The 21,271-nt window shown below is 69.6% G+C and carries 21 protein-coding genes and 1 riboswitch; of the genes, 3 read left to right on the top strand and 18 right to left on the bottom strand.

Annotated elements, in window-relative coordinates; translation table 11 throughout:
• Window position 1: 1 nt before the first annotated feature.
• Window positions 2-961, bottom strand: a complete 960-nt coding sequence (gcvA, locus tag GPA22_RS05115; RefSeq protein ID WP_169255020.1) for a transcriptional regulator GcvA — start codon at window positions 959-961, stop codon at window positions 2-4.
• A 327-nt stretch (window positions 962-1,288) separates the two neighbouring features.
• On the opposite strand from gcvA, the gene scpC reads away from it, so the two are divergent.
• Window positions 1,289-2,800: a succinyl-CoA:acetate CoA-transferase ScpC gene (scpC, locus tag GPA22_RS05110; protein WP_169255019.1), complete on the top strand. Its 1,512-nt coding sequence runs from the start codon at window positions 1,289-1,291 to the stop codon at window positions 2,798-2,800.
• Between the two features lie 4 nt (window positions 2,801-2,804).
• Here the strand turns inward: scpC and dinB are convergent, their stop codons facing one another.
• The 14 genes from dinB to cobM all read right to left on the bottom strand — a co-directional run bounded on the left by dinB (window position 2,805) and on the right by cobM (window position 15,115).
• Window positions 2,805-3,944, bottom strand: coding sequence for a DNA polymerase IV (dinB, locus tag GPA22_RS05105; protein WP_169255018.1), 1,140 nt, complete (start codon window positions 3,942-3,944; stop codon window positions 2,805-2,807).
• 267 nt (window positions 3,945-4,211) lie between these two features.
• On the bottom strand, window positions 4,212-5,507 hold the full coding sequence (locus GPA22_RS05100; protein WP_169255017.1) for an acetyl-CoA hydrolase/transferase family protein: 1,296 nt from the start codon (window positions 5,505-5,507) through the stop codon (window positions 4,212-4,214).
• 138 nt (window positions 5,508-5,645) lie between these two features.
• Window positions 5,646-5,990: a (2Fe-2S) ferredoxin domain-containing protein gene (locus GPA22_RS05095; RefSeq protein ID WP_343035956.1), complete on the bottom strand. Its 345-nt coding sequence runs from the start codon at window positions 5,988-5,990 to the stop codon at window positions 5,646-5,648.
• Window positions 5,991-6,031: 41 nt separating this feature from the next.
• Complete coding sequence (cobJ, locus tag GPA22_RS05090) at window positions 6,032-6,997, bottom strand: precorrin-3B C(17)-methyltransferase (RefSeq protein ID WP_169255015.1); 966 nt, start codon at window positions 6,995-6,997, stop codon at window positions 6,032-6,034.
• Window positions 6,998-7,155: 158 nt separating this feature from the next.
• Window positions 7,156-7,944, bottom strand: coding sequence for a CbtA family protein (locus GPA22_RS05085; RefSeq protein ID WP_169255014.1), 789 nt, complete (start codon window positions 7,942-7,944; stop codon window positions 7,156-7,158).
• A gap of 14 nt (window positions 7,945-7,958) precedes the next feature.
• The gene (locus GPA22_RS05080; protein WP_169255013.1) at window positions 7,959-8,144 is read right to left on the bottom strand and encodes a CbtB domain-containing protein; all 186 of its coding nucleotides are present in this window, start codon (window positions 8,142-8,144) and stop codon (window positions 7,959-7,961) included.
• A gap of 40 nt (window positions 8,145-8,184) precedes the next feature.
• Complete coding sequence (locus GPA22_RS05075; RefSeq protein ID WP_169255012.1) at window positions 8,185-8,601, bottom strand: cobalamin biosynthesis protein; 417 nt, start codon at window positions 8,599-8,601, stop codon at window positions 8,185-8,187.
• Complete coding sequence (locus GPA22_RS05070) at window positions 8,598-9,371, bottom strand: cobalamin biosynthesis central domain-containing protein (protein ID WP_169255011.1); 774 nt, start codon at window positions 9,369-9,371, stop codon at window positions 8,598-8,600. The genes GPA22_RS05075 and GPA22_RS05070 overlap by 4 nt, the downstream gene beginning before the upstream one ends.
• Window positions 9,368-10,177 (bottom strand): precorrin-2 C(20)-methyltransferase, encoded by an 810-nt coding sequence (gene cobI, locus GPA22_RS05065; protein ID WP_169255010.1) that lies wholly within the window; start codon window positions 10,175-10,177, stop codon window positions 9,368-9,370. Before cobI ends, GPA22_RS05070 begins: the two co-directional genes overlap by 4 nt.
• Window positions 10,170-11,477: a precorrin-6y C5,15-methyltransferase (decarboxylating) subunit CbiE gene (cbiE, locus tag GPA22_RS05060; protein WP_169255009.1), complete on the bottom strand. Its 1,308-nt coding sequence runs from the start codon at window positions 11,475-11,477 to the stop codon at window positions 10,170-10,172. The genes cobI and cbiE overlap by 8 nt, the downstream gene beginning before the upstream one ends.
• Window positions 11,456-12,619, bottom strand: a complete 1,164-nt coding sequence (locus GPA22_RS05055) for a cobalt-precorrin-5B (C(1))-methyltransferase (RefSeq protein WP_169255008.1) — start codon at window positions 12,617-12,619, stop codon at window positions 11,456-11,458. Before GPA22_RS05055 ends, cbiE begins: the two co-directional genes overlap by 22 nt.
• Before the next feature lie 24 nt (window positions 12,620-12,643).
• Window positions 12,644-13,330, bottom strand: a complete 687-nt coding sequence (locus GPA22_RS05050; protein WP_169255007.1) for a precorrin-8X methylmutase — start codon at window positions 13,328-13,330, stop codon at window positions 12,644-12,646.
• 4 nt (window positions 13,331-13,334) lie between these two features.
• Window positions 13,335-14,309 carry a sirohydrochlorin chelatase gene (locus GPA22_RS05045; RefSeq protein WP_169255105.1) on the bottom strand — a complete coding sequence of 325 codons (975 nt, stop codon included), beginning with the start codon at window positions 14,307-14,309 and terminating at the stop codon, window positions 13,335-13,337.
• Window positions 14,309-15,115, bottom strand: coding sequence for a precorrin-4 C(11)-methyltransferase (cobM, locus tag GPA22_RS05040; protein ID WP_169255006.1), 807 nt, complete (start codon window positions 15,113-15,115; stop codon window positions 14,309-14,311). Before cobM ends, GPA22_RS05045 begins: the two co-directional genes overlap by 1 nt.
• Window positions 15,116-15,291: 176 nt before the next feature.
• A riboswitch (cobalamin riboswitch) is annotated at window positions 15,292-15,513 on the bottom strand.
• Window positions 15,514-15,679: 166 nt separating this feature from the next.
• On the opposite strand from cobM, the gene rquA reads away from it, so the two are divergent.
• The gene (gene rquA, locus GPA22_RS05035; protein WP_246264087.1) at window positions 15,680-16,372 is read left to right on the top strand and encodes a rhodoquinone biosynthesis methyltransferase RquA; all 693 of its coding nucleotides are present in this window, start codon (window positions 15,680-15,682) and stop codon (window positions 16,370-16,372) included.
• 22 nt (window positions 16,373-16,394) lie between these two features.
• Here rquA and GPA22_RS05030 read toward each other — a convergent pair whose 3' ends face one another.
• Window positions 16,395-17,918 carry a DEAD/DEAH box helicase gene (locus GPA22_RS05030; RefSeq protein WP_169255104.1) on the bottom strand — a complete coding sequence of 508 codons (1,524 nt, stop codon included), beginning with the start codon at window positions 17,916-17,918 and terminating at the stop codon, window positions 16,395-16,397.
• 329 nt (window positions 17,919-18,247) lie between these two features.
• Here GPA22_RS05030 and GPA22_RS05025 point away from each other — a divergent pair, with 329 nt between their 5' ends.
• Window positions 18,248-19,381 carry a M48 family metallopeptidase gene (locus GPA22_RS05025; RefSeq protein WP_169255004.1) on the top strand — a complete coding sequence of 378 codons (1,134 nt, stop codon included), beginning with the start codon at window positions 18,248-18,250 and terminating at the stop codon, window positions 19,379-19,381.
• Between the two features lie 10 nt (window positions 19,382-19,391).
• On the opposite strand, the gene GPA22_RS05020 is transcribed toward GPA22_RS05025, so the two are convergent.
• Together GPA22_RS05020 and mnmL are read right to left on the bottom strand one after the other, a co-directional pair.
• A complete protein-coding gene (locus tag GPA22_RS05020) occupies window positions 19,392-20,318 on the bottom strand; it encodes a cobalamin-binding protein (protein ID WP_169255003.1) in 927 nt (308 codons plus the stop codon).
• 1 nt (window position 20,319) lies between these two features.
• Window positions 20,320-21,270, bottom strand: coding sequence for a tRNA modification radical SAM protein MnmL/YtqA (mnmL, locus tag GPA22_RS05015; RefSeq protein ID WP_169255002.1), 951 nt, complete (start codon window positions 21,268-21,270; stop codon window positions 20,320-20,322).
• Window position 21,271: the final 1 nt, after the last annotated feature.

The following is a 21,271-nucleotide window of genomic DNA, read 5'->3' as shown; positions in this document are numbered from 1 at the left end:
GTCAGACAGCCTGGGCGGCGGTCTCGGCCGTCAGCCAGGCGCGGAAGGCGGCGACCGCGGGGCGCTGCGCGATCGCCTCGTGCATGACCAGATAATAGGCGAAGGGCGAGGGCAGCGGTATGTCGAAGGGGATCGCGAGGCTGCCTTCGGCGACGCGCGATGTGATCAGCGAGCGCGACGCGAGCGTGACCCCCTGGCCGGCGAGCACCGCCGCGAGGGCGAGGGCGGCGTTGGCAAAGCGCGGGCCGCGCTTCGCATCGACGCCGGCGACGCCCGCCCGTTCGAGCCACAGCCCCCAGCCCGAGCGCGCGATGCCGGGGCCGGCGTCGCGCAGCGTGTCGTCGTGGATCAGCACATGGCGGGCGAGGTCGGCCGGCTCGCGCAGCGCGTTGTCGCCGCGCAGCAGGGCGGGCGCGCACACCGGCACGTAGTCGGGGGAGAAGAGCTTGTCGACGACGCGGCCGGGATAGTGGCCGGTGCCGTACAAGATGGCGACGCGGCTTTCGGCGTCGCGCGGGTCGACGGCGAGCGCGGCGACGATGGCCGCCTGGCCGGCGCGATCGACGGTGTCGGCCGTGCTCGAGAGCTGCAGCTCGACTTCCGGGTGTGCGCTGGTGAAGCTCGCGAGGTGCGGCACCAGCCAGTGGCTCGCGAACGAGGGCGGCGCTATCACCGTGAGCGGCCCGGCGATCGCCTGGCGCGTGCTCTCGACCGCTGCGGCGAAGCAGTCGAAGCCTTCGCGCACCTTGGGCAGCATCGCGCGGCCGTGTTCGGTGAGCGCCAGCGCGCGCGTCATGCGGCGGAACAGCGGGACGCCCAGCCAGTCCTCCAGCGCCTTGATGTGCTGGCTCACGGCGGCGGGGGTGACGCACAGCTCCGCCGCGGCCTGCTTGAAGCTCAGGTGACGCGCGGCGGATTCGAAGGTGCGCAGCAGGGTGAGGCCGGGCAGGCGGTAGTTCATCGTCGATAGTTAAGTGATTCTTAACTGTTGCATCATAAATCGTCGTTTGTCGGCGGGCCAGCGGTTGCCTAGACTCTGTCCCACATCCTTCGTGGTGTCCGGCGGTCTCCCTCCCTCCTCCACCGCCGGGAATCTTCGATCGATCGGAATGCGCGCCATCGGGTTACCGGTGGCGCGCATTACGTGCGCGGCCTGCTCCGTTTGTGCCGCGCCTTGTCGCGCCGTTCCGGCAGCGGATTCCACGCAGGGCAGCTTTGCGGGCTCCTCCACCGGGCGGCCGTTTGCACCGGGATGCAGACATCCCGGCTTCCAGGAGACGTGAATCGCATGAACAAAGAAAATCGCATCCATAACGCGGCGCTGCGCAGCAAGGTCATGTCCGCCACCGAGGCGGCGAGCCTGATCCAGTCGGGCATGAACGTGGGCATGAGCGGCTTCACCGGTTCGGGCTACCCGAAAGCCGTGCCGTCCGCGCTGGCCAAGCACATCATGGACGCAAACCTGAACGGCAAGCGCTTCAAGATCGGCGTGTGGACGGGCGCCTCGACGGCGCCGGAACTCGACGGTGCGCTGGCGATGGTCGACGGCATCGAGATGCGCCTGCCCTACCAGTCGGACCCGACCTGCCGCAAGCGCATCAACGCCGGCGAGATGGAGTACATCGACATCCACCTGTCGCACGTCGCGCAGTTCGTGTGGTTCGGTTTCCTCGGCAAGCTCGACGTCGCGGTCGTCGAGGTCGCGGGCATCCTGGAAGACGGGCGCCTGATCCCGTCGTCGTCGATCGGCAACAACAAGACCTGGCTGGACCAGGCCGACAAGGTGATCCTCGAGGTCAACTCGTGGCAGAGCGCCCAGCTCGAAGGCATGCACGACATCTGGTACGGCACGCAGCTGCCGCCGAACCGCCAGCCGATCCCGCTCGTGCGCAGCTCCGACCGCATCGGCGAGCCCTACCTGCGCTGCGACCCGGAGAAGGTGATCGCGGTGGTCGAGACGCACGCGCCGGACCGCAACTCGGCCTTCGCGCCGCCGGACGAGAACTCGAAGAAGATCGCCGGCCACATCCTGGAATTCCTGCAGCACGAGGTGAAGAAGGGACGCCTGCCGCGCGAGCTGCTGCCGTTGCAATCGGGCGTCGGCAACATCGCCAACGCGGTGATGGCGGGGCTCAACGAGGGGCCGTTCGAGAACCTCACCGCCTACACCGAGGTGCTGCAGGACGGCATGCTGGAGATGCTCAAATCCGGCAAGCTCGCGAGCGCGTCGGCGACCGCCTTCTCGCTCAGCAACCAGGCGTTGGCGGAGCTGAATGCGGACCTCGCGAAGTACCGCGAGCGCATCATCCTGCGCCCGCAGGAGATCAGCAACCATCCGGAAGTGATCCGCCGTCTGGGCATCATTGCGATGAACGGCCTGATCGAGGCCGACATCTACGGCAACGTCAACTCGACCCACGTGATGGGCTCGAAGATCATGAACGGCATCGGCGGCTCGGGCGACTTCGCGCGCAACGCCTACCTGTCGATCTTCATGACGCCGTCGCAGGCGAAGGGCGGGGCGATCTCGTGCATCGTGCCGATGGCCTCGCACGTCGACCACACCGAGCACGACGTGCAGGTGCTGGTGACTGAGCAGGGCCTCGCCGACCTGCGCGGGCTGTCGCCCAAGCAGCGCGCGAAGGTGATCATCGAGAACTGCGCGCATCCGAACTTCAAGCCGGCGCTGAGCGATTATTACAAGCGCGCGCTGGAGTTCTCGCCCGGCAAGCAGACGCCGCACCTGCTGGAAGAGGTGTTCGGCTGGCACCTGCGCGCGCTGCGCGGCGAGCGGATGTAAGCCTTCAATCGAAAAGGCGCAGGTTCTCGCCCGGCTGCGGCGGGCGGGGACCGGCCTCGCCGGGCGGCGCGAGCGTGCCGACGCGCACCCCGAGCAGGCGCAGGCGGCGGTCGAGCGGCACGCGCTTGAGGCAGCTGCGCACCGCGGCGAGGATCGCCGGCGCGTCGTCGGTCGCGTGCTCGATCGTGAGGTCGCGCGTCACGGTGCGGAAATCGTCGTAGCGCAGCTTGAGGCCGATCGTGCGGCCGACATAGCCCTTGCGTTTGAGGTCGCCGGCGACACGCTCGCACAGTTTCACGAGGATCTCGGTGAGCGTGTCGCGGTCGGCGCGCACGTCGAGATCGCGTTCGAAGGTGGTCTCGCGGCTGACCGACTTCGTTTCGCGTTCCGTCACGACCGGGCGCTCGTCGCGGCCGTGCGCGACTTCCGTGAGCCAGTGGCCGTAGTGCTGGCCGAATTCCGCTATCAGGCTTTCGGGCGCCGCGGCGGCGAGCTCGCCGATGGTGTGGATGCCCATCGCGTCGAGCTTTTCGCCCGCGCGCGGGCCGATGCCGTTGATCTTGCGCGCGGCGAGCGGCCAGATGCGCGCAGGGATGTCGGCGTAGTCGAGCACGGTGAGGCCGTCGGGCTTCTGCAGGTCGGAGGCGATCTTCGACAGCAGCTTGTTGGGGGTGACGCCGATCGAGCAGACGAGTCCGGTCGCGGCGCGCACGGCGTCCTTGAGGCGCTGTGCGAGTTCGACCGTCTCGCCGGGCACGTCGGTGAGGTCGATGTAGATCTCGTCGATGCCGCGGTCCTCGATCAGCGGGGCGATCTCGGCGACCGCGGCCTTGAATAGGCGCGAATAGCGGATGTAGTCGTCGAAGTTGGCCGGCAGCAGGATGGCGTCAGGGGCGAGCGCGGCGGCCTTCATCAGTCCGATGCCGGAATGCACGCCGAGCGCGCGCGCGGGGTAGGTCGCGGTGGTGGCGACGCCGCGGCCGACGTAGTCGCGCAGGCGCGGGAAGTCTTCGATGCGGTCGCCCGCGAGCGTACCGCGCCGTCCGCCCACGACGACGGGCAGGCCGGCGAGTTGCGGGTAGCGCAGGAGTTCGACGGACGCGAAGAAGGCGTCCATGTCGAGGTGGGCGATGCGGCGTTGCATGGGACGCGCGGGAGGGCCGTTGAGACGGCGATATTTTGCGGCATCTCGGGCCGTTGGGGGCGCGGCGGGACCTTCACCCGGCGGGCAGACGCTCGCGGCCTTCGGCTTCCCGGCGTGTTCGGGGCCGCGGGGGCGGCGACGCAAACTCGGCCGCTACGCGGCCTCAGACATGCGTCGCCTTGTTTCCCCCGCAACCCCGAACACACCGGCGCTCACGACAGCCCGGCGGGCGAAGGTCCCGCCGCGGGGTGGTGTGCGAGGTGTTGCTTACAACAGCTTTATTCGCTTCGCTGCCGCGCGCAGTTCCCCGCGGAAGTCCGGGTGCGCGATGCCGATCAGCGCTTCGCAGCGCTGCTTGGCAGTCTTGCCGCGCAGTTGCGCGACGCCGTATTCCGTGACGATGTAGTTGATGTCGTTCTTGCTGGTCGTGACGTGGGTGCCCGGTGTCAGCGTCGGGACGATGCGCGAGATGGTGTCGTCCTTGGCCGTCGAGGGCAGCACGATGAAGGCCTTGCCGCCCTTCGAGCGGTTCGCGGCGCGCACGAAGTCGACCTGGCCGCCGGTGCCGGAGTAGGGCGAGGGGCCGAGGCTTTCGGAGCCGCACTGGCCGAGGAAATCCACCTGCATCGTCGCGTTGATCGCGACGAGATTGTCGTTCTGCGCGGCGTAGTAGGGGTCGTTGGTGACGTCGACCGGGTGCATCTCGAGCGTCGGGTTGCGGTGCATGTACTGGTAGAGCTTCTTCGAGCCGAGCGCGAAGGTCGCGAGCATCTTGCCGGGCTTGAGCGTCTTCCTGCGGTTCGTCACCGCGCCGGCTTCGATCAGCGACAGGATGCCGTCGCCGATCATCTCGGTGTGGATGCCGAGGTCGTGCTTGTGCTTGAGCTGCATCACGACCGCGTCGGGGATGCCGCCGTAGCCGATCTGCAGCGTCGCGCCGTCGTCGATCAGGTCGGCGACGTACTTGCCGATCGCTTCCTGCACCGGGCCGATCGTCGGCAGGCCCACTTCGAGAATCGGGGCGTCGCTTTCGACTAGTGCCGCGACCTGCGAGATATGCACGTGGCAGTCGCCGTAGGCGAAGGGGACGTTCGGGTTCACTTCCAGGACCACGGCGCGCGCCTTCTTCACCGCGGCCATCGTGTAGTCCGGGCCGAGCGAGAGCGCGAAATAGCCGTGTTCGTCCATCGGCGAGGCCATCGAGAACACGACGTCGGCCGGCGTCAGGCCGCGCTCGATGAGCTGCGGGATCTCGGAGAAGTAGTTGGGCATGAAGTCCACCCAGCCCGCCTGGCCGCCCGGGCGCGACGCGCCGCCGAAGAAGTAGGCGCTGTGGCGCACGTTGGCGACCGTCTCGGGGTCGAAATAGCCGTACTTGCGCAAGGGCAGGATCTGGCTGACGACGACGCCTTCGAGGCTACGGCGGCGCGCGGACAGCGCTTCGAGCAGCGCGGGCGGCTCGCCGACGCCGGTCGGCACGACGACGGTGTCGCCGGATTGCACGAGGCCGGCCGCGTCGGCCGCGCTCATTCTTTTCTGCTGATACTGGGTATGTACGCTCATGTCCTTCCTCTCCCTGACTTCGACTATCTATGAATCGATTCGGGCGCGATGATACTCGCGTCCATACTGATGCGTATGGAAAACGTACGGATGCGTATGGGAGATTCGATTGGCTCCGCCTATGGGCGGAGCCGGCGTTCAGCAGGGCGCGGAGGGGCCGCGGTGGAAAACCAGTTCCTCGACCGGTTGCCCGCCAACGAGGTGCTGATCGACGATGCGCTGCATGTTCTCCCGAATGGCATTGTAGTACCAGATGCCATCGGGTTGAATGCAGACGATCGGGCCGCCCTTGCAGGCGGCGAAGCAGGACACGCGGGTACGCTTGACGCGCAGTTCGCCCTGGTCGAGACCGGCAGCCTTGAAGGTCTCGCCGAGGCTGTCGAAGAGCGCCTGCGCTTCGCCGTTCTGCGTGCAGCGCGGTCCGGTGCACACCAGCAGGTGGCGGCGGTAGCTGCCGAGTTTCGGCTTTGTGGCGTCGCCCACCGGACTACCCTCCGATCGCGGTGGGATATCCGCGGGGGCGCTCATGCGAGCGCTTCGCCTTCGTCGGCGGTGTCGTCTTCGACGACCTCGTCGGCGAGTGCCGCGGTGATGTAGTCGACCGGCAGCGCGTAACGGCGGGCGAGCTCCTCGGCGCTCTCGCCGCTTTCGCGCAGGCTTTCGAGCCAGCCGTTGAGGCCGGTCGACAGCGAGCGGCCGGCTTTTTCGCCGTCACGGGTGGAGCCCGACTCGACGTCGTACTTGTTCGCGTAGCCGCGCGGCGTGACCATCAGGCCGTCGCGCACGAAGGTGTTGGAGTTGCCGATCAGCACGGTGCTCAGCATGCCGATGTCGCACTCGGTCATCTTGTCGAGGGTCGTGAACTCGATGCGCTGCTTGGGGCGGTAGGCGGACTTCACGATCGCGACGGGCGTGTCGGGGCGGCGGTGCGCGAGGAAGAGGCGCTGCGCTTCGACGATCTGGCGCGCGCGGCGGCCGCTCTTGGGGTTGTACAGTGCGACGACGAAGTCGGCGGCGGCGGCGGCGTTGAGGCGGCGCGCGATGGCCGGCCACGGCGTCAGCAGGTCGGAGAGCGAGATCGCGCAGAAATCGTGCGTCAGCGGGGCGCCGACCAGTGCCGCGCAGGTGTTGAGCGCGGAAGCGCCGGGAATGATCTCGACTTCGATGTCCGAGTCCGGGGTCCACCCGGCCTGGAACAGCACTTCGAAGGTCGGACCGGCCATGCCGTAGACGCCCGCATCGCCCGACGAGATCAGCGCGACCTTCTTGCCCTGCCGGGCGCGGTCGAGCGCCTCGATCGCGCGGTCGAGTTCCTCGGTCATCGACTTCTTGACGACTTCCTTGCCTTCGACGAGGTCGGCGACGAGGCGGATGTAGGTGACGTAGCCGATGATGGTGTCGGCTTCGGCGATCGCGGCGCGGGCGCGGCCGCTCATGTGCTCGACGCTGCCGGGGCCGAGCCCGACGAGCATGATCTTGCCTGTGCTCATGGTGTTCTCTCTGTGTTGAGGGCGTAGGGCGGGATGAAATCCCGCCGTTTTCCGCCGGGTGGCCGACGGTCGCGTGTCAAATGTGGTGCAGGAGCCTTATCCGCCGCATGTGTCGTCGATGACTATCCATGCGGCGGAAGGCGCTTCGCTCTTCCGCCCTACGCGCGGGCGGTGGCCGGGGTTCCCAGCGTCGCGAGCGCCGGGCGCACCCAGCGGGCGACCGCCCAGCCGGCGAGGCTGCCAAGGGCAAGCCATTCGATCGCGCTGGAGATTGCGGTGGCGATGGCGAACTGGCCGGTCAGAACTTCCATCTGGCGTGCCACTTCGTCGCTGTAGGCGGCGAAGGCACCGTCGATATGCGGTGCGCCGAGCGCGTAGGGCAGGGCCAGCAGGGCGATGCCGAGCCAGCGCAGGCGGCCGGGGACGAAGGCGAGGACGCTGAGGCCGGTCGCGGAGCAGAGGACGGCGATGAGCCACCAGGTCTGGCGCGCGTCGAGGGCGGCTGCGGCGGTGCCGGGGATCTCGGGCGGCAGGCCCAGCGAGGGCGCAGCGAAGACGCACAGCCAAGCGGCGGCGCCCCACACGAGGCCGCTGCGCGCCGAGGCGACGCGGCCGCCGCGCAGGTGTTCCCAGGTCGTGATCGCGGCGATCAGCACGAGGCTGAAGCCGATCGCGGTCAGCACGTTGGCGATCAAGGTCCAGACATGCCGCTCCGTGCCGTCTTCGGGTTCCCAGGCTGCTTCGTCATGGACATGGGCGGCGCCATGGTCGTGATCATGAGCCATCGTGGCAGCAGGCTCGGCGGCTTCGGCACCTTCGGCCGAGCCTTCGAACACTTCCGCGGCGGCGATGATCGGGATGACCTGCCAGTGCTGCACGGCACTCACGAGCAGGCCGGCGAGCACCCCGACGAACAGGGCGCACAGGACGATGCGGCGGAACAGCATGTCGGGCTCCGGGCTCAGTGGCAGGGGAAGACGTTGGAGTGACGCGTGTCGTGCGCGGCGTTGTGGGCCGCGGCGATGTGGCTGAAGCCGACGCCGTAGACGATCACGGCGCCGAGCAGCACGGCGGTGAGGACGGGCATCGCGATCGCCAGCAGGGCGCTTTTCGGGCGGGCGATTTGCAGGGTGGCTTGTTGCTGCATGGTGGTTCTCCTTTTTTGATGGTGTGACAGGGTGTGAAACTCAGTGGGATGCCGGCATGCGGGCGACCGACACCGTTGCGTTGCGGCCGTCCGGGCCGCGCAGCTTGTGCTTTTCGACGACGAGTTGCGTGCGGTCCGTGCCGGCTGCGATCAGGGCTGCGGCTTCCGACACCGAGGGCGTGCCGGTGTAGCGGCGCACCGTCTCCGACGGGTTCGGCACGGGCACGGCCGCGAGCGTCGCCGCGGGGTGGAAGGCGATGGTCCAGCCGCGCCGCGAGGCGACGTCGAGCAATCCGGCTTCGTCGGCCTTGAGATCGATGCTCGCGACCGCGCACACGTCGGCGAGGCTCGCACCCGCCTGGGCGAGGGCCTCGTCGATCGCGCGCGCGATCGTCTGCGCGGGCGTGCCGCGGTCGCAGCCGAGGCCGAGGGCGACGGGACCGGGGGAGGCCGTCACGCTGCCTCCTGCGGCGGGCGGTAGATCACGCGGCGGCCGGCGAGACGTTCGCTCCAGCCGGCGGGCAGATCACGCTGGCTGATCCACAGCACGGCACCGAACTGGTCCGGATCGACGTCCTCGAGGCGCTCGAAGCGCTTGAGGTTCGCGGGCAGCGGACCGCTGCGGCCGTTGGCGTGACGCGCCCACCAGTCGCCGCTGCCGGCTTCCTGCACGAGGGCGACGGGTTCGTCGTTCACGACCGCGGCGCTCGCGCGCACGATCTCGTCGTGGCTCGCGTCGAAGGTCCAGCCGAGTTCGCGGCCGAGGAGGTCGACGGCGAGCGTCTCGCGCGCGTCGGACGCGGTCGTGAGCACCGCCTGGGCGCCGAGCGCCGCGGCGAGCACGCCCGCGAGCGCGTTGGCGCCGCCGAGGTGGCCGGACAGCATCGGGATCGCGTAGCGGGCGCCTTCATCCAGCACGACGATGCCGGGGTCCTGTTCCTTGGCCTTCAGGTGCGGCGCGATCAGGCGCACGACGGCGCCGAGCGAGACGATCGCGACGATGCCGTCGAAGCCCGCGAAGAGCGCCGGGATCTGGTCGCCGGTCTTGCCGGTGTAGCAGGCGGCGGCGCCGGGCGCGGCGGCTTCGGCTTCGGCGCGGAACTTCTCCGGCGCGAACAGCCGGGCGCCGGGGATCGCCGCGACGACGCGGCCGGCGAGCGCGATGCCGTGCTTCGTGATCGAGACGACCGCGACGCGTTCGTTGGGGAAGGGCAGTTGCGCGCTCATGCTGCAGCTTCCGTCGTTGCCTCGGCCGCCGCCGCGCGCTTGCGGCAGCCGCGCCGCAGCTCGCCGCGCGCGCGCTTGGGGTTCTGCACCAGCAGCAGCGACAGGTAATTGACCTTCTCGCCGCGCAGGCTCGCGACGTCCTTGACGACGCGCTCCTCGGGTGAGCCGACCTTCTCGACGAAGCAGCTCGTCGCGACGAGGTCGCGCGCTTCGAGGAGGTCGAGGATCTCGTCCATCAGCGGCTTCACCTTCATCAGCACCAGCGTGTCGAATTCGTCGAGGAGGTGGTCGATCACCGACACGCCGTAGGCGGCCGGGATCACCGCGACCGTTTCGTCTTCCTCGGCGAGCGCGAGGTCGGCGCAGGCGGCCGCGGCGGCGAAGGAGCTCACGCCGGGGATGGTCTCGACTTCGACTTCGGGCGCGAGCTCGCGCACGGCGCGGGCGAGGTGGCGGAAGGTCGAGTAGGTCGAGGCGTCGCCCTCGACGAGGAAGGCGACGTCGCGCCCTTCGGCGAGGAGTTCGGCGGTGCGGGCCGCCGCGCGCGCCCAGGCTTTCGCCAGCGCCACCGCGTCGCGCGTCATCGGGAACACCAGTTCGACCGCGTCGGCCGGCACGGCCAGGCCGGCGCGCACGACGATGTCGAGCGCGTAGGAGCGTTCCTCGGCCTTCTTCACCGGATAGGTCCAGCGTGCGTCCGACTGTAGCGCGGTCCAGCCGCGGCGCGTGATCAGGTCGGGATCGCCGGGGCCGAGCGACACGCCGATCAGGCGGCCGTAGCGGGGCGTGGGGAGAGCGTCATTCATTGTTGTTCTCTGCTTGGGGAGTGTTCTTGTACGCGGTGACGATCCACACCGGGTTTTGCGCGGCCAGCCGGTGCATGTCGAGGATCGGCTGGCTGCGCGCGGCCGACAGCATCGTCACGTCCCATTGGGCACCGGCGGCAGCGAGCGCGGCGGTCGCGGTCGCGAGGTTCTCGATCGTGACGAAGTTCATCACGAGGCGGCCGGAGGGTCGCAGACGCGCGAGAATCAGCTCGATCAGGCCCGCGAGCTCGCCGCCCGAACCGCCGATGAACACGGCGTCCGGATCGGGCCAGGCGTCGAGGCCGTCGGGCGCCTTGCCCTCGACCAGCGTGTAGTTCGTCGCCTGCAGGCGGCGGGCGTTCTCGCGCGCATTGGCGGCGTCGCCGGTGTTCTTTTCGATCGCCCAGACGTGGCCCGCGCGGGCGATGCGCGAGGCTTCCAGTCCGACCGAGCCCGAGCCCGCGCCGATGTCCCAGACGAGGCTGTCGCTGCGTAGCCCCAGCTTCGCGAGCGACACGGCGCGCGCTTCGAGCTTGGTGATCAGCCCCTTCTCGGGCTGGCGCTGCACGAAGTCGGAATCCTCGAAGCCGAACACGGCGCGCGGGGAGGGCGCTGGTGCACGGTCGATGACGACGATGTTCGGATCGGGGAAGCGTCGCGCGGCCGCCTCCGCAAGCGTCAGGTCGGCGAAGAGCGCTTCGTCAGGCAGGCACAGGCGCGCCGCGACCGAGATGCGCACGTCGTCGCCGTAGCCCGCAGCCAGCAGCGCCCGCGCGACGCGGTCCGGGCTGTTCGCGGGGCTCGTGAAGGCGGCGACGCGAGTCTGTTCGGCGACTGCCCGCACGATGGCGTAAAGGCCGTGGCCGGGTGCGGCGCCGTCGAACCATTCGCCGGCATCCGCGCCGTGGCAGGAGCGGATCGCCGCGTCCTGCCAGGTCTTGTTGAGCCGCGCACAGGCGAGCGCGACCGTCGACGGCGCCGGAAGCACTTCCACGCACGCCGCGCCGAGCTTGTCGACGAGGAAGCGTGCGATGCCGTGGCACAGCGGGTCGCCGGTCGCGAGCAAGGTCACCGGCAGATGGTCGGCGAGCGCGGCGCGCACCCATTCGGGCGTCTTGCCGAGGGCGCCGTCCATGTCGCGCAGTTCGATCTCGCTGCCCAGATGCGGCGCGACGAGGTCCAGCGTGCGGCGCGCGCCGATCACCACGCGGCTCGCGGCAAGGCGTGCGCGGCCGGCGGCGGAAAGCCCCTCCCAGCCGTCGTCGAGAATGCCCAGGATCAGGCAGCGATGGTCGGACATTCGGATTCCTCCACGGTGACGATGGGCACGCCTTCGAAGTTGAACGCGAGGACGGTCAGGCGGTACGGGCCGGGGTAGCGTTCGCGCAGGGTACGGACCGCGCGCAGCGCCAGTGCGCGGTGGAAGGGCACGGTGAGCCCCAGTTCGGCGAGGCTTTCGGCGGCGAAGCGCGCGGTCTCGGCGGCGCGGATCTGCTCCACGATCTCCTCCGGCGCGCCCGCTTCGATCGCGGCGTCGGCGATCAGCGTGCGGTCGATTTCCGCGCGCCACGCGTGCGTCACCGACAGGCCCTGCGCGATCTTGGTCAGCTTGCCGACCATCGCGCCGAGCACGATGTGGCGCATGCCCAGCTTTACCGCGGCGGTGAAGGCGGCCTTGACGAAGTCCCCGAACTCGACGAAACAGGCTTCGTCGAGTTCGGGAAACACGCGCATCGCGCCCTTCTCGGTGCGCCCGCCGGTGGTCAGCACCACCGTGGTCTGCCCCTGGGCGGCGGCGACTTCGATCGCCTGCACCACGCTCGCCCGCCAGGCCGCGGTGGAAAACGGGCGCACGATGCCGGTGGTGCCGAGGATGCTGATCCCGCCGAGGATGCCGAGGCGCGCATTGAGCGTCTTCTTCGCCATCTCCTCGCCGCCGGGCACCGAGATGGTCACCTCCAGGCTGTCGCCCGTGGCCAGTATTTCGGCACCGGCGCGCGCGACGTTCTCGCAGATGTTCTTGCGCGGCACCGGGTTGATCGCGGGGCCGCCGACGTCGAGCCCGAGGCCCGGTTTCGTGACCACGCCCACGCCCGGCCCGCCCTTCAGGATCACCTCGCCGCTGCCGTCGCGGATGCGGCGCACGTCGACGGTCAGATGCGCCTTGTCGGTCGCGTCCGGGTCGTCGCCCGCGTCCTTGATGCTCACCGCGTGCGCGCAGTCGTCCTCGACGCGCCCGTCGGTGATGCGGAAAGTCACATGCGTCGTGTTCGGCAGCACGCACTCGATCTCGGTGGGGACTTCGCCGTGCACGAGGCCGAGGGTCGCCGCAGTCGCCGCGGCGGCCGAGTTCGCGCCGGTCGTGAAACCCGAGCGATTTCCGCGCTCGCGCTTCGCGTCGCCCTTGCGCACTTTCTCCGGCACCGCGTGGCCCGCTGCCATCATTCGACTCCGTTGGTTGCTGGTTTAGGCTGCCGACGCCTGCTGTTCGCGCTGGCGCGCTTCGGCGATACCCAGCAGCGCGTGGATCGCCGCGACGACCAGCGTCGAGCCGCCCTTGCGGCCGCGGATCACGATCCACGGCACGTCCGCGACTTCAGCCATCAGATCCTTCGACTCGGCCGCCGACACGAAGCCGACCGGCATGCCGATCACCAGTGCCGGGCGCGCGCCTTCCTCGCGGATCAGGCGCACGACCTCGATCAGCGCCGTCGGCGCGTTGCCGATGCCGACGATCGCGCCGTCGAGCAGGCCCTGGCGGTGAGCCTTGCGCATCGCCTGCACGGCGCGCGTGGTCTCCTCGGCCTTCGCCTGCTCGATCACGTCCGCGTCCGAGATGAACTGGTGGGTCGTGATGCCGAAGTGCGCGAGGCGCGACGCCGACAACCCGACGCAGATCATCTCGACGTCCGCGACGACGCGCGTGCCGCCGGCGAGGATCGCCGCGAGGCCCGCCGCGACCGCGTCCGCGTGGAAGTCGGTGAGGCCGTTGAATTCGAAGTCCGCGTTCGCGTGGATCATGCGACGCACGATCGGCCATTGCTCCGGCCGGTAGTCGTGACGGCCGACCTCGGCGTCGATGATCGCGAAGGAATCGTGCTCGATCGCGCGTCCGGCGGCGGTGAGCTGTTCGGTGACGACGTTGCTGTTCATGGTTTCAGGCGTGGGCGTGGTGGGCGCAGCCGGCGTGCGGCCGATTGCTGGTCGATGGGGTGTGGGCGCAGCCGTGGCCATGATCGTGGTCGTGGTGCTCGTGGCCGTGATCGTGGTGGTGCGCGCCGTGATCGTGGTGGCCAGCGGTGTGGCTGTGGTCGTGCAGGTGCTCGGCTTCGGCGGCGAGGCGGTACTTGCAGCCGTCGCATTCGAGGAGCGCCTCTTCATCGCTGTGTGCGTCGGCGACCCGCGCTTCGACGAGCGTGAAGATCCCCTTGTCGAAGCCGAAATGCGTGCCGAGCGCGAACGCGATCTGCGGATACTGCGCACGCAGGCGCGCGAGCTGCGCGTCGATGCGCTCGATCAGCACCCCGGTGAAGAGATACACCGGCACCACCGCGATCTGCGTCATGCCGAGGCGCACCTGGCGCTGCACGGCCGTCTCGAGCCGCGGCCAGGTCACGCCGGTGAAGGCGAGATCGACCAGCTCGTGGTCGGTGGCTTCGAACATCCAGCGCGCCATCTTCGCGAGCTCGCCGTTCGCGCCCGCGTCCGACGAGCCGCGCCCGAGCAGGATCACGCCCGTGGTGCAGGGATCGGGCATGTGCAGCGCGTGCATCAGGCGGTCGAGCTGCCCCATCAGCACGTCGAAGATTTCGCGTCCCATGCCGAGGTGGCGCGTGCATTCGAAGGCCACTTCCGGGTGGCGTTCGCGCGCGGCCTCGATCGCGGCGGGGATTTCCATCTTCACGTGGCCCGCGGCGTTGAGGATGAAGGGGATCACGATCACGCGCTTCGCGTCGTGAGCCGCGCGATCCAGTCCCGTGTCGAGCAGCACGTCGGCGTACTCGATGAAGCAGGCCTCGATGCGCCACTCGGGGCGTCGCGCGCGCCACTCGGCGGCAAAGCGTTCGATCTCGTCGTTGCCCGCGCGGTTGCGCGAGCCGTGGCCGACCAGCAGGATCGTGGTGTCTTGCATCATGCGTTCTCCGTGACGGAGGCCCGGCGGAAGCGGTGGCTGAAGCTCGGGTCGTAGAGTTTGGAACGGGCGATCTCGGGCCAGTCGCGGGCGCCCAGCGCGGGGCTCGCGATGATCATCGCCTGCGAGGCGATTTTCTCGGCCTGGCACTTCTTCTTGATGTCGGCGAGCGTGCCGCGGACGATCTTCTCCTCGCCCGGCCAGCTCGCCTTCTGCACGACCAGGATCGGCGCGTCCTCCGGCCAGCCGGCGCGGCGCAGCGCGTCCTGCACCTCGTGCAGCAGCGTGATCGAGAGGAAGATGCACAGCGTCGTGCGGTGCGCCGCGAGCGCGTCGAGCTCCTCGCCCGCGGGCATCGGCGTGCGGCCGGCGACGCGCGTGAGGATCACGGTCTGCGTGACTTCCGGCAGCGTCAGCGTCTCGCCGGCGGCCGCGGCCGAAGCGAGCGCCGAGGACACGCCCGGCACGACCTTCCACGGCACGCCGGCGGCATCGAGCAGGCGCGTCATCTCGACGAGCGCCCCGTACAGGCCCGGATCGCCGGTCTGCAGGCGCACCACGGTCTCGCAGCGCGACGCGGCGTCGATCAGCCACGCGCTCATTTCCTCGAGCGTCATGTCCTTCGAGTCGCGGATCGCGCAGCCTTCGGGGGCATAGAGGGTTGCCGCCTGATCGACGAGCGATCCCGCGAACAGGATGCCGCCTGCCTGCTCAAGCAGGCGACGGCCTTTGACGGTGATCAGGTCCGGGTCTCCCGGGCCGGCGCCGACGAACCATACGGTGCCGGGCTTGTGATCGGATTGCATGACGACTCCCACGCGCGCGTCTGAAAACGCATCGGGGGAAGGGAGTCGATGGACGGGCGTCGCGAAGCGGGCGCAGTCCGGTCGGTACTTGTGGCTGGTCGCTGAGTGCGTGCGGAGCGCTGGTTGCGGCGGACGCGATCGGATTCCAGTCGGCAAGCCCTCACCCCGAGGCACAAACCTACCAAATCGATCGGGCCGGTCTTCTGGCTTGCCTTCTCCCGGATTCCGCCGCCTTCCCGAGCGCAAGGCTCAGTGGCGTGTGGCGGATCCGTCAGGCTTACAGCAGCGGGGGCTGCGCCGGACTGGTCGGAAGCGTGTGCTCCCGGACGTCACCGGACTTCCCGTTTCACCCCGTCGCGCGGTCGCACGGCGGGGAACCCGGATCGAAACACGCAGAGGATAGGCGAAGCTTCCGGTGCAACGCAAGTGCCCGTTGCGTCATTTGCCAGCCGCTTGCCGACCGGGCAGGTCGCGCGATTATTCCGGCGTATGCAGGCCGCGTTCCGCCGCGATGCGGATCCGGTTATGCTGGCGGATATGACAGAGCTTTCCGCCGATCCCGCCATGACGCCACCCGTGACCCGCGCCTGCGCCGTCCCGTCGTATCTGTCGCGCACCTATCACTGGGCCTATCTGAACCGTCATACGCTGCCCTGGCTCGACCGCTCGCTGGTGGTCTCCGCGATCCTGTGGGGCAATGCCGGGCGCCTGATGCGCGCGGCGGTGGAGGAGTTTGCGCCCGGGCAGCGGCTGCTGCAGGCCGCCTGCGTGTATGGCCGCTTCTCGCGCATGCTCGCCGAGCGTGTCGGCCCCGAAGGGGTGCTGGATGTCGTCGACGTCGCGCCGATCCAGGTCGCCAACGCCCGCCGCAAGCTCGACGGCCTCGCGCACGCGCAGGTACGCCAGGGCGATCTGGCGCGGCCCGGCTGCGTCGCCGCCGAGGCCAGCGACGCCGTATGCTGCTTCTTTCTGCTGCATGAAGTTCCGCCGGTCGAGCGCGCGTGCATCGTGCACAACCTGCTGGGGGCGGTGCGCCCGGGCGGCAAGATCGTGTTCGTCGATTACCACCGCACCCGCCCGTGGCACCCGCTGCGGCCGATCATGGCGCAGGTGTTCCGCTGGCTCGAACCGTTCGCGCCCTCGCTGCTCGACACCGACATCACGACGCTATCGCCGCTGGGCGAGGCCTTCACATGGAAAAAGACCACCTGTTTCGGTGGTCTTTACCAGAAGCTCGTCGGGGTGCGGCGCGGCTGAGCCGCGCCGGCCGCGCTGATGCTCAGTCGCCGCGGCCGCCCGATTTGGCGCTGAAGAGCGCCGCGCGCGGTGCGGGACGACGGCCCGCCTCCGGACGTTGCGCGGGCTGACGCGGCGCTTCCGCCGATCGCGGAGCGCGGTTCGCACCGGAGTCCTGCGGGCGCTTGGCGTTCGGCTCGCCGGCGCGCGGATTGCGGCCGCTCTGCCCTTCGGGGCGTGCCGGACGGTTCCCCGATCCGGCCGCTTCGCCCTGCCGTGCCGGCTGGCGGTTCGGCGCATGGCTCTGCGCGCGCGGCGCCGGGCGTTCGGTCTGCGGCTGGCGCGGCGCGCGGCCATCGTTGCGGCGGCCGGACTGGCGCGGGTCGCGCGGCGGGCGGTCGTTGTCGCCCGGGTCCGGGGCGTGCGTCACGAAGGCCGGCACGGGGGTGCGATCGATGGTGCGCTTGATGAGCCGCTCGATCGACGCCAGGTAGGGCTTCTCCTCGCCGTCGACCAGGGAGATCGCCTTGCCGGTCGCGCCCGCGCGGCCGGTGCGGCCGATGCGGTGCACGTAGTCTTCCGGCACGTTCGGCAGCTCGAAGTTAACGACCTGCGGCAGCTGGTCGATGTCCAGGCCGCGCGCCGCGATGTCGGTCGCGACGAGCACCGGCAGGGAGTTGTCCTTGAACTGCGACAGCGCCTTGGTGCGCGCCGACTGGCTCTTGTTGCCATGGATCGCGGCGGCCGGGATGCCGTGCTTGCCGAGATATTCGGCCAGCCGGTTGGCGCCGTGCTTGGTGCGCGTGAACACCAGCACCTGGTGCCAGTCGTGCTCCTTCACCAGATGCACCAGCAGGTCGCGCTTCTGCTTCTGCGGCACCAGATACACCGACTGCTCGACGAGCTCGGTGGTCGTGTTGCGGCGCGCGACTTCGACGCAGCCCGGATTGTTCAGCAGGCCGTTGGCGAGCGAACGGATCTCGTCCGAGAAGGTCGCCGAGAACAGCAGGTTCTGGCGCTGTTTCGGCAGCAGCGCGAGCACCTTGCGGATGTCGCGGATGAAGCCCATGTCGAGCATGCGGTCGGCCTCGTCGAGGACGAGGATCTCGACGCCCGACAGGTCGATCGTCTTCTGCCCGGCGTGGTCGAGCAGGCGCCCCGGCGTCGCGACGAGGATGTCGACGCGCTTCTTCAGTGCCGCGATCTGCGGATTGATGTTCACCCCGCCGAACATCACCATCGACGTGAGCGGCAGGTGCTTGCCGTAGGTCTGTACGGACTCCTCGACCTGCGCCGCGAGCTCGCGCGTCGGGGTGAGGATGAGGCAGCGGGGGCGGCCGGGTTTCACCGCTGCGGACGTCGTCGACAGGCGATGCAGCAGCGGCAGCGTGAAGCCGGCGGTCTTGCCGGTGCCGGTCTGGGCCGCAGCGAGCAGGTCGCCGCCGGCCAGCACCAGCGGAATCGCCTGTGCCTGGATCGGCGTCGGCTGCGTGTAGCCGGACTCGGAAATGGCGCGCAAAAGAGGTTCGGCCAGTCCAAGACTGGCGAAGGAAACTTCGGAAGTGATCAAGTAGGATGCTCCAGCGACGGCCTGCCGCTGCGTTGCGAGCGGCACCAATCGAGGCGGGCGGGGGGACGTGCGACCGGGAAACGGGTCGTCAGCGGTCGTTATGGGAGGGCTGCGGCCGATTGGCAAGGCTGCAGGTGTTGTAATTGTACACGTCTTTCTTGCGCTGCAGCAAGGTGTCGACGCGCCGCCCAGCTCCGGTCTTCGCGGCTTTAGCCTTGATTTATATGCAATTTGTCGGGTCGCGTATCACTAAGGTGCACTGTTGCGTTTACCGCTGGTTCAGTATATTCCGCGTTTCCAGCATGGTTTATAGCGGAGCATCGTTCATGGCAGCCGTCCCGACCCGCCTCTCGCGCACCCGCGCACGCCTCGCCCGCACACTCGGGCTGCGCGCTGCGATCGGCCTTTCGACGATGACGCTGCTCGCCGCCGTCCTCGGCACGGCGGCGGTGCTGCTGGTCGGCTGGACCTGGGCGGCGCTCGTCGACGGCGACGTCGCCCACGCCGTGGCGGCGGTGGTCAGTTTCCTCGTCGCGCTTGCCGCGTGTGCGTTGATCCTCGGCTGGCTTCTTGCACCGACGGCGAAGCCGGACGGCGTCCGGCTGCCGCGCGAGCTCGCGGAAGAACTGTTCGGCCTCGTGGACAGGATGGGCAAGCGTTTCGGCGGCATCCGCATCGACGCCGTGTGGGTGGTCGGCGACATGAACGCCGCGATCCTGCAGCGCCCGCGCTGGGGCTGGGTCGGGCCGCTCGAAACCCACCTGATGATCGGACTGCCGCTCGCCCACAGCGTCTCACGGCGCCAGTTCGGCGCCATCCTCGCGCACGAATTTGCCCACCTCGCGGCGCAGCGCCAGGGCTTGCATGCATGGTGGGGGCACCTGCGCGCGTGGTGGTTCCGCGCGCTCGATCGCTGCATCGAAGACATGCCGCGCCTGGGCGGCATGCTCGAGCGCTGGTCTGCGGGCGACCTGCGCGCGGCGATGCGCCTGTCGCGGCTGGAGGAATTCGAGGCGGACGCGGGCGCAGCGCACGTCGTCGGGGCGCAGCGCGTCGGCGAAGCGCTCGTCGAGGTCGCGCTGAAGGAGCGTTTCCTCAACGAGGATTACTGGCGCAAGATCATGGAGCAAAGCCGTACGGCGCCGCAGCCGCTGGTCCGTCCGTTCCGCGAGATGGGCCTCGGGGTGATGGCCGGCTTCCGCCGCCCGGAACCCGGCCCGGTCGACATTCGCGACATGTTCGGCGGCACCGCGTCGACCGCGGACTTCCACCCGACCCTGGCGGACCGGCTGCGCGTGCTGCGCGTCGATCCGGCCGTGCCGGTGTGCGGCGGCGAGTCGCTGGCGACGACGCATCTCGGCCCCATCCTGCCGACGCTGTCGTGGGTCTTCGACCGCGCGTGGTGGCAGGACTCCCGGCGCGACTGGCGCCGCCGCTACGAGCGTGCGCGCCGCGCCTGAGTTCGCCGCGTCACTTCGCGCCGCGGCGCTTGCGGCGCGCCTCTTCCAGCTGTTCGCACAGCATCGTCGCGCCGTCGAGGATGCGCGGCGTGTGGCGCTGGATCAGCTCCGGCGGGACGAAGTACAGGTTGTCGCGCGCAACGGCCGCCAGCTTCGGCCAGCGCTTCCAGTGATCGAGCCAATCCGGGCGCGCCTCGCCCATGCCGCTGGCGACGATCGCTTCCGGATCGGCCGCGAGCACGCTCTCCACGCCGATCGTCGGCGCGAGCTGGCTCAGTCGGCCGAACACGTTTTCCCCGCCGCACAGCCGGATCACGTCCGAGATGAGGTGCTCGTCGTTGATCGTCATCAGCGGCTTGTCCCAGATCTGGTAGAACATGCGCACGCGCGGCCGCTGGCTGTAGCGTTCGGCGAGCGCCGCCTTGCGGGCGCGGAAGGCATCGGCCGCGGCGCGGGCTGACTTGTCCGTTCCGGCCAGCCGGCCGATGTTTTCCAGGCTGTGCGCGACGTCGTCCAGGCTGCGCGGTTCGTTCATGTAGACGGGGATGCCGAGCGCCGCGAGCTTGTCGAGGTGCGCATCGCGGTTGCCGCTCTTCCAGGCGATCACCAGATCGGGCTTGAGCGCGGCGATGGCCTCCATATCCACGTTGCTGTAGCCGCCGACGCGCGGCAGCTTGCGTGCGGCTTCGGGAAAGTCGCTGTAGGCGACGGCGCCGACGACGCGCGCGCCGGCGCCGGCGGCATACAGCAGCTCGGTGACGTGCGGTGCGAGGCTGACGATGCGTTCGGCGGGTCGCGCGAGCCGCAGTTCGTGGCCGGTGTCGTCGCGCATCAGCAGCTCGGCCTGGGCAGGGACTGCAATGAACAGGCTTGCGGCGATCGAGAGCGCGCAGCAGAGGGCACCGAACCGGGGGTACAGGCGGAGGGGCGTGGGCATGTCAGGCAGGGGCGCGGTGTTCGCGGGAAAAAGGGAGCGGGGGGCCGAGCGGCTGCGCCGTGAGGCTGCCCTGCGGGCCGGTCGCGGCAAGCCGGCGGGCGATCGCGTGGATGCCTTCGAAGCGTGACGCGCACCAGGCCGGCGCGAGCAGGGTCGGCGCGTTGGCGGTGGCCGAGACGCGGTGGTACACGACGTTCGCGGGCGTGCGGCGGATCATCTCGGCGGCGACGTCGGCGTAGCGGGCGGCGTCCGGCGGCGCGATCTCGCCGCGGCGCCACGCGGCGGCGAGCCGGCTGCCCTTGACGATCATCAGCGGATGCAGTTTCAGCCCCGCGACGCCGCATTCGAGCACGCGCTCGAGCGTGTCGAGGCTGCGCTCGGGCGACTCGCCCGGCAGGCCGACGATGAGGTGCGTGCACACGGGAATCCCGCGGGCACGGGCGCGCGCCACCGCGTCGGCGTAGGCGGCGAAGCCGTGACCGCGATTGACGCGCGCGAGGGTGTCGTCGAAGGCGCTCTGCAGGCCCAGTTCCAGCCACACTTCGTAGCCGCGCTCGTGGTAGCCGGCGAGGAGATCCAGCGCGGCGTCGGGCACGCAGTCGGGGCGCGTGCCGACGCACAGTCCGACGATGTCGGCGCCCGCGAGGGCCTCCTCATACAGCCGCTGCAGCGTCGCCACTTCCGCGTAAGTGCTGGTGTAGGCCTGGAAGTAGGCGAGGTAGCGGCGCGCGCGGTCGGTGCGCACGCGCCCGGTGTCGAGCTGCTGAGCGATCGGCGCTTCGGCTTCGTCGCTGAACGCGCGCACGTTGCAGAAGGTGCAGCCACCGCGTCCGAGCGTGCCGTCGCGGTTCGGGCAGGTGAAGTTCGCGTGCAGCGGCAGCTTGTGCACGCGCTCGCCGAAGCGTGCACGCAGGTGGCGCCCGATGGTGTTGACGTGGTGGTCGAGCTGCATG

Origin of the sequence: Aromatoleum toluvorans, assembly GCF_012910905.1 — a bacterium.
GTDB lineage: Bacteria > Pseudomonadota > Gammaproteobacteria > Burkholderiales > Rhodocyclaceae > Aromatoleum > Aromatoleum toluvorans.
This window is presented reverse-complemented; position numbering and strand designations above follow the sequence as displayed.